The sequence below is a fragment of the Chromobacterium sphagni genome, from assembly GCF_001855555.1.
Taxonomy (GTDB): Bacteria; Pseudomonadota; Gammaproteobacteria; order Burkholderiales; family Chromobacteriaceae; genus Chromobacterium; species Chromobacterium sphagni.
Genome location: NZ_MKCT01000007.1, coordinates 1 through 8,100 on the forward strand (window position 1 = coordinate 1; position 8,100 = coordinate 8,100).

At 62.6% G+C, this 8,100-nt stretch carries 8 protein-coding genes; all 8 read right to left on the minus strand.

Annotated features, from left to right (window positions below):
* On the minus strand, window positions 1–518 hold a 518-nt coding region (locus tag BI344_RS06555; protein ID WP_139166910.1), incomplete at its 3' end, for a hypothetical protein.
* A complete protein-coding gene (locus BI344_RS06560; protein ID WP_043580176.1) occupies window positions 518–1,465 on the minus strand; it encodes an ATPase, T2SS/T4P/T4SS family in 948 nt (315 codons plus the stop codon). The genes BI344_RS06555 and BI344_RS06560, both read right to left, overlap by 1 nt.
* Window positions 1,466–1,513: 48 nt before the next feature.
* Window positions 1,514–2,083 carry a type 4 pilus major pilin gene (locus BI344_RS06565; protein WP_071112189.1) on the minus strand — a complete coding sequence of 190 codons (570 nt, stop codon included), beginning with the start codon at window positions 2,081–2,083 and terminating at the stop codon, window positions 1,514–1,516.
* 79 nt (window positions 2,084–2,162) lie between these two features.
* Window positions 2,163–3,269, minus strand: coding sequence for a type II secretion system F family protein (locus BI344_RS06570; RefSeq protein WP_071112190.1), 1,107 nt, complete (start codon window positions 3,267–3,269; stop codon window positions 2,163–2,165).
* Entirely contained in the window at window positions 3,269–5,191 is a 1,923-nt protein-coding gene (locus BI344_RS24320) for a hypothetical protein (protein ID WP_071112191.1), read from the minus strand. The genes BI344_RS06570 and BI344_RS24320 overlap by 1 nt, the downstream gene beginning before the upstream one ends.
* A gap of 14 nt (window positions 5,192–5,205) precedes the next feature.
* Window positions 5,206–6,834 carry a GspE/PulE family protein gene (locus BI344_RS06580; protein ID WP_158020803.1) on the minus strand — a complete coding sequence of 543 codons (1,629 nt, stop codon included), beginning with the start codon at window positions 6,832–6,834 and terminating at the stop codon, window positions 5,206–5,208.
* A gap of 138 nt (window positions 6,835–6,972) precedes the next feature.
* Window positions 6,973–7,389: a hypothetical protein gene (locus BI344_RS06585; protein ID WP_071112193.1), complete on the minus strand. Its 417-nt coding sequence runs from the start codon at window positions 7,387–7,389 to the stop codon at window positions 6,973–6,975.
* Window positions 7,379–8,100, minus strand: a 722-nt coding sequence (locus BI344_RS06590) for a type 4b pilus protein PilO2 (protein ID WP_139166911.1), incomplete at its 5' end; no start/stop codon positions are given. The genes BI344_RS06590 and BI344_RS06585, both read right to left, overlap by 11 nt.

Genomic DNA, 8,100 nt, shown 5'->3' on the forward strand with positions numbered 1-8,100 from the left:
GGGCCGATCTGCTGCACAGCGGAGGCAACGGCGACATAGTCGACATCGTTGTCCGCCGATGGGTAAGGCAGGCGCAGCGGCTTGTCGACATAGGTCAAAGCGTTGATATTGCAGGTGCCAGGACTGCCAGCGATGCATTTGCGATCCCCTTGCGTCGGATCGTCCCCGCTGATAACGATCTGATAAGACGCGCCAGCAAGCGGCGGCACAGTTCCAAGCGATGGCATCCCCACCACGCTGGCGATTTCAGCCGGGGTCGGGTTCAACGGTCTTGCCACGCCGCCCAGCGCCGGCACCACAGGCTGATTGAGAACAGCCTGCACCAGTTGGTCGTGGTGCTGCACCACATAGCTCTGCACGCCTTTGCCCAAATCAGCAAGCGCGCTTCCCAGCAACTGGCCGCGGCTGGCTCGCCATTCGCTAACTTGGCGCACGCCTAGATAGGCCAGTCCCATGCCGATCAATGCCACCGCGATGGCCAGGCCTATCAGCATTTCCCCCGCTTGCTTCCTGCGCATTACGCCCCCCTGCCCTGAATGTTCTTGCGTCTTTGAATGTCTATCTCCCCCTCCAGGCGCGCGTATTCGCCCTTATTGATGAATTGGGAGAGGTCCTTGCGGTCGCGCAGGTCCAAGGAAGTGACCTGCGGAATGCCGTTGTCCAGGCGCTGGTGGAACACCATGCGCAGGGAGTCGGCGATGAACTCATCCGCCTGCGCCTCGCCGCCGGCCCTGGCCAGCGACGCCAGGCGGCGCAGCGCCGACGGGATATCGCGCGAGTGGATGGTGGACAGCACCAAGTGGCCGTCCACCGCGATGCGCAGCAGCTCCGCCGCGCTATGCGCGTCGCGCACCTCGCCTATCATCAGCATGGAGCGATCGCGCGCCGGAAAGGAACGCAAGGCGGTGGTGATGGCTTCCGCGTAGCGGCGGTCGAAGTTGAACTCCTGCCCGGATGGCGAATCGGCCACGTCTATCTGCGTGCAATAGCCATCGCCATGCCAGCCTTCGATGACGATTTCCACCGGGTCCTCCACCGTCTGGGCGAAACCGCCGAACTTCTCCAGCCGACTCACCACCATGGCATTCATGGTGGTGGTCTTGCCGGAGCCCGTCAGCCCGGAAAACAACACCAGGCCGCCGCTTTTCTTCAGTTCGTCCGACTGCATCATGGTGGTATGAAAGTCCAGCAGGCGCAGATCATTCAGCCGAGGCGCCTTGTTCATCACCAATCGGCAGGCATAGCGGTATTGCTGCATCCGCTGCACCCGCCAGCGCAGCCCGCCGATGGTGATGGTGAAGCCTGTGCGGCGGCCAACTTCCTGCTGTTCGGTGAGCACCACTTCGGTCAGCTTCATCAGGAAATTCTTGTACTCTTCGCCGGGCTTGATCTGCCCAGGGAAAAGCACGCTGGATTTCCAGTCGCGCACGTGCAGCTGGACATCGGTAATGATCTGTTGCGCCATGGACTTTAAACGCCCTCATGCCTGCGCGCGTTCGCGCAGAGGTGTCGATTACAAGGAAAACACATAAGTAAGGGTGTTGGACGTCGAGGCATTGCAGGCGGTCGCCAATGCGCTCGCGTTCAACGCGGTGCCAGCCTTCAAGTCTTTCACGGTGGTACTGCCGACCTGAAGTTGGACAAACAGCGACTGGATATTGGGTACCAACCGCAGGCAGGCCTCGGACGAATAACCGGTCGAAACGAGCTGCACGGCATCCTTGGAGGCGTAGTAGTCGATGGCGGACCAGGTAACGGTGCCGCCGAAGCGATTGAGAATGGTGGTTCCCGATACGCGGTCCGCCGCCATCAGCTTCAAGTTGATGGCCAACTGATTGGTCAAGCCGGCGGCCGGCACGCCGGAGCCGAATACCCGTTGCGCCTGCGAAACTTCCTGCTGCAGATCAGAGGTTTCGGAGTTCGACTTGATGTTGGTCATAATCGACGGCACCACGAGGAAGCCGATCGATAGGATGAAGGCGATGATGCCAACCGCCACCGACAGCTGAATCAGGTCAATACCCGCCTGGCGTTTGAGCGAACCGCTTCTGCCAGAAGCCGCGCGCCATTTGGAAGCATTCATGGGATCTCCAATGTGCCTGTTAGTTGTTAAATGGAGTATATACTATATCAAACTTACAAAATGCTTGGCAAAGGCTAAATCACACACTTCCTCCACCGGTCATCTGCTGAATCTGGTTGCCGGCTTCCAAGGCCGTCATCATCATCCCCGCGATGGTCAGCAAGATGAACAAGCCCACCACCACGATAAGGACATTGCGCATCACAGCGGAGCGCGCGCTGATCACCTCGGAGATTTCCTCGATGGTGGTCAGGCCTATCTTGCGGATGCCGCTTTCGAAGTTGCTGCGCTCGGAGTATTCGGAAATCCGGTCGAAAATCTCCTCGGAAAACAGGCCGGTATCCATCGCCTTCAGAATGCTGCGGTTGCTGGTCAGCGCCAGACGGATGCGCGCCAGATGCCAGCGCATCCAGGGCGTGGAACCCTGCTCCAATAGCAATACGGCGTCGTACACCGCGGTATTGGCTTGCGACAGCGCCGCCAGCGACACCAGAAACTCGCTGGCCTTCAAGTCGCGGTATACGGAATACGGCAGATGGCGGTCCAGCCGGTTGCGCAGCGGGCTGGCCCAGCGCGGCAATGACCAGAAATAGGCCACGGCCAGCAATGCCGGCACGCCGTAAATCAGATACCAGTAATTGCGGATGGCCAGAGACAGGTAGTACAGCACCTTGCCGACCAGCGGAAACCTATCCGCCGGCATGATCTGCTCCATGATGGGCATCATGCCCAGCGCCACCCCCAGCTGCACGCCGGTCATCAACAGCAACAGAAAAATCGGCAGCGCGATCGCCATCTTGATCGCCTCGGCGTTGCCCTCGCGTATCTTCACCACCTTGGCTAGAAAACGCAGCGCCTCCGGCAGGTCGCCGCGCTCGCCGGAGCCGATCACCATCAGGTCGTCGGCCGGCACCGTGCCTTCCCAGGCGCCGCGCAGGTTCATCGACGCCGCGCGGTCGCGCCAATAGGCGAACAAGGGCGCCATGGGATTGCCGCGTTCGCGCGCCAGCATGTACTTGTGGGAAAACAGCTCGTACGGGTTGGCGCCGTCCTCGATGGAGTCGGCCAAGTCGCCGTAGAATTTGGTGCGCAGCTTCATGAACTTGCGCTTGGCCTTGGCCAGGCCGGCGTACTTCTGCTCATGCGCCGGCGCAATGCCGAAAAATCGTCGAATCAGGTTCAGCATCACAGGCCCCCTGCGCTACGGTAATCCACTCGCCCGGCCTGGATGGCCTGGAACAGCTGCGAGCTGATGCGCTGATCTGGCCGCAAACCCTTGTCCACCAGATCTGCAGGCATGCTCGCGCCAAAATCGCGCTGGCACAATTTGCCGTCCCACACCTCGCTCAGCCACACCTCGCCGGCATAGCCGTTGCCGCAGCATGGCTCGCGCAGATTGCGGGTTTTGACATGGCCGAAGTCCGCGCTGCGGAAGTTGCTCACCACCTCGGTCAGCTCGCGCGCGGCCTGGTCCGCATCAACCGCCAGCGCGCAAATCGGGCAAAGCGCCGGCATGCGAACCGTATTGACCCCCATGGCGACCCGGCCCTTGGCCCAGGCGGCCTGCTCGCCCAGAATCAGCATCAGCGCCGATTCCGCCGTGCTGTTCTTGCCGGGGTAGACTGCCAGCACCGGCCCGTGGCTGGCGCGCAGCTGCTGCGCATCGGGATTGAGCCACAGCGCCGGCAGTCCGGCGGCGACTGTAGCGTTGACGGCTCCGCCGGCCACGCCCTGGCTCCAGGCTTCCGCCATCAACGCCGCCGCCATGGCCTCGGCCATTTCGCCGGCCACAAAGACAATGGCGCCCGGACGCGACAGTTCCCTCACCAAGCGATTGACCGCCGTCTTGTCGTCCAGCCCCAACGCCGCCAGCGAGGCCGCCTTGCCGCGGCCAGCCCAAACCGCCCTGTCTGAAACGCACCAGATGCCGGCATCGCTCACATCCGGCTTCGTTCCCAGCCCGCCCAGCAATTCAGCGGCTTCGCCGGCATGGCGCATGGCCACCGCCTCCATGCCATGTGTGGTTTCCAGCAGCAACAACCGCTGGCCGGCCGCAGCCGGCACAGCATATAAACGGCTGGCATCGGCCACCGCCAGCGCGTACTCGACATCGCCGCCGGCAATGATTTCCGGCCATAGGAAACGGCGCTGCGCCCAACGATAGGCATAAGAGGTCAGCAGCACCACTTTCCAGCGCTTGCTGGCACGATCCAGCTCGCCACAGATATCCGCCACCCGATCCCTGACCTCGCGGCGCGTGCCGTCCACGACGAACAGCGCCTGAGCGCCATAAGCAGCGCCTTTCAGGTAAAAGTAACCGTGCCGCCCCAACTCGTCGCTGTCGCGGGTGGCCCTGGGCAGCTCGCTTCTGGTCGTCAACGGGATGTTCGCCAGGTCGGCGAAAGTCTGGGGCAACGCCTCCACCGGCCAATACGCCGCTACCTGCTCGACATAACGGTCGTCGTTGACCAGACCCAGCGCGTCCAGGTTGTCGAACACCTGCCAGGCTTCATGCCCCAACATACCGCGTTCAGCCGCCACGCGCGCCCATGGCGGCACCGGCAAGGCATCGCTCACCTCATGTTCCTGCACCAGCACGGCCGGTTGCCGCACCGTACCCACCAGCGGCTCGCTATACCCCATGTCAAACTCTTCGCTGCTATGCACACCTTCGCCGCGCGCCTCCTGCGCCACGCGGTGCAACAACGCCAGGCGCTCTTCACTGAGGCTGGCGGCGCGCCTCGCCGGCTGGGGGTTGGCAGGAATCGGCTCCAACGGGGCCAATACCTCCTGCGCGGTTGTAGGCGCGAAAGGCGCGCGCGGGTCAGCCGTCGGGGCCTCGCCGGCAGGCTTCCCATCCTCCTGCGGCATCATCGGCGCCGATTCCCGCACCGCGTCCAGCGCGATGCCGAAACCGCCGTCCCGGATATCGGCCAGCGGCGCGTCCTGCAGCCACTCGGATTCCACAACCAGAGGCAACACCTCCTCAAGCTCGTCATCAGTATCGTCTTGCGCTGCCGGCGGAGCGCTCACAGCCTTGCCGGCCGGCCCCTTGCCATAACCGAATCTGCCCAGCAGACTCTTGAAGGCGTCATCACCATCGGCCATCCCTGTTCCTTCAATCAATTAGCCAAACTCAACGGGCGGTATTTCTTCAACTTGCGGAATGCCGACTCCACATCGCGCGGGTCCAGCAATCCCAGCGACATCTTGTAGATCGCGTGCTCCATCGCGGTCTTGCCCAGCATCCTGGGGTCGTACAGCCTGCCATTGCTTTTGGCGCGCCAATCCCTCTCCGCCTCCCAGAAACGCCCCTCCCGGATCATGGGCAGCATGTCCTCGGTCACTTCGCAGACTTCAGCCACCACGGTCTGCCCCTTGGTGCCCAAGTGCCGGCACGCGGGGCAGCCCGGCCCCATCACCCGAACCGCGCCCACATCGATGCCCAGCGAGGCGATCACCATCAGATACTCGTCGTCCAGCACTTCCGCAGCCAGCTGGCTGCATTCCGGGCACAGCACCGGCACCAGCTTCTGGTAGACCAGCGCAGTCAGGAAATCCGGCGCCGCCAGCGCCTGGATGGGAATGCCGATCTCGGCGTCGGTCAGCCGCGGGATGATGCCGAAACCGCTGGACGCGTGGACGGTGGACAGCACTTGGTGGCCGGTCTGCGTCATCGCCTTGGCGAAGGAGCCGGTTTCGGCATCGCGGATTTCGCCGCCCATCACCTTGTCAGGGTCGCCGCGCAGCAACACCTTGGCCGCCGCGCCGAACGGCGTCTCGCCCCCCTCTTTTTTGCCATCTTCAGCCTTGCGCTGGATCGGGATCTGCGTGACGTGCGGCTGGATGTACTCCACCGGGTCTTCTATCGAGAAGAATTTCTTGCCGGACTCGCGTTCGTAAGTCATCAGCGTGCGCAAGGTGGTGGTCTTGCCCGAACCGGTTTCGCCGGCGATGATGGTCAGCCCCGGGGAACGGTATACCGCGTCCTCAAGCACCTCCACCTGATCGTCGGAATAACCCAGCTGCGATAAGGAGAGAATGTCCTTCTCCACCGCCTCGTTCAGCAACACCCGCAGTATCACGTCGACGCCGCGGTTCTCCTTGACGCTCTGGAAGCGCAGCTGATAACTGCGCCCCTGGACCGCGATATTGATCGAACAGCTCTGGTGCTTGTTCTCGTCAAAGTGGTTGTGGCTGCGGCTGCTGGAATCGGCGCGCGAGTTGTAGGCAGTGGAGATCGCATCCATCATCGCGTTGAAATCGCGCAGCAGCCGGTCCTTGGGATCGCTGTCGCGCAGTTTGCCGTGAATGCGGTAGCGCACCAGCACGTGGTTTCCGCCGCGGAACTCGAAATGGATATCGGTTGCCCTAAGATCGATCGCCTTCTCTATCACCAGATCGAAGTTGCGGTAGCCGCCGGTCTTGGCATCGCCGTCGCGGTGGCTGGATTCCACGTTATGCTGCTGCAACTGCGAGTGCACCAGCAGGATTTCCTCCATCGACCCGACATAGATTCCCAGGCAGCTCCACTTGGTGCGGGAACGCACCCCCGCATCGAAGCGCTGCAGCAAATCGGTGCTGCGCAGCTGCAGATAAGCCACGTCCTCCAGCAACAGGATGTACTGCCTGGACTTGGCCGAGCCCAACAGCAAGGCGCTATTCTCATATCCAGGCAATACCAGGTCGCCTTCCTGCCGCCAGCCGTGGTGGCGGATGGACTCCGACTTCAGTCCGCCGATCCGGCGCACGGGCAAGCCCTGGGATGCCGCCTGCCGGCCGCGGCCATCCTGCCGGGCGTCCGAAGAAGCCGCCGACTTGGCGTCCCCGCGCCCTATGACCTCAGAAAACCAACTACACATGGCGAGACCTGCCTCTCCACTTCCCGTTCAACGCTGCTCCGGCCCGCTGGCGGTGCCGGCATCCATCAGCAGGCGTTTTCGCTTGCCGGCGTGGGCGACGTCGACATAGTCATCGCCTACAGCCACCACTTTCCACGACTGCACCACATCGCCCTCGCGCACCATCTTGCCATAGCGGCCATCCACCACCAGGTAAGCTTTGCGCACCTTGCCGTTGCCCTGGATGAACACCACATCGAACACCTGGGATGTGCCATTCTTGCCCGGAATCGGCGTGCCGCTGCTCAAGGCGGGCGGCGGCGGCGCCTGCATGGGCAAAGGCGGCAAACCGCCCGGAATCGCGGCCGGCGCCGGCGCCAGCGCGTTCTTGGCAAAGGAATCGATGGTTTCACCGCAAGCAAGCAAGGGAAACAGCAACAGCAAGGCAAACAATTTATTGGACATAGAAAGTACCCTTCGCCGTGAATTCAGGCTTTTTATCATTGAGCGTCACCTCGACGGCATCGAGCGTCATATTGCCGGCCCGCTCCATCAGGCCAGGCACCGAATCCAGGAAGGCCAGATGGCCCTGCATGCTCCAGCTGCCCTTGGCGAGCGCGGGCACCTTGTTTGCTCGATTCTTCAGCTCCGGAGGCAGTGGCACCAACGGCTCGACCTTGCCCAATGCCACGGCCATCAGCTTGCCCTCGCCCTTGCCGCCCTTGCCCAGATCGTCCAGCGCCTGCATCCGCACGCCGGCCGTCATGTAGAATTTCGCCACGTCGATCGGCGTGGATTGAGGAGCGGCCGGCGTCTCGAGCAGCGGCACGGTCTCCATCGCGCTGCCCATATCCTGGAACTGCACCGACTTGCGCTGATCCAGCAAGGTCTGGAAAGTGCCGCCGTCTTGTCGCTTCCAGTTGATTACGCACCCTTTGTCTCTGCAGGAGATGCCCCCCACCCGCCAACCGCCAACCTCAAACGGCAACTGCTGCACCACCGCCAGCATCGTCCTAGCGTATGCCGCGCCGTGATTGAGCGGAGCCTGCTTCAAGGCGCTCTGCATCTGGTTGCGATAGGACGTCATCGGATCCGGCTGTTGGGAGGCGGCCGCATCCAACGCGGCCAAGCGATCCTTTTCTTGTTGCTGCATCCACCACCAGCCCCCGCCGACCA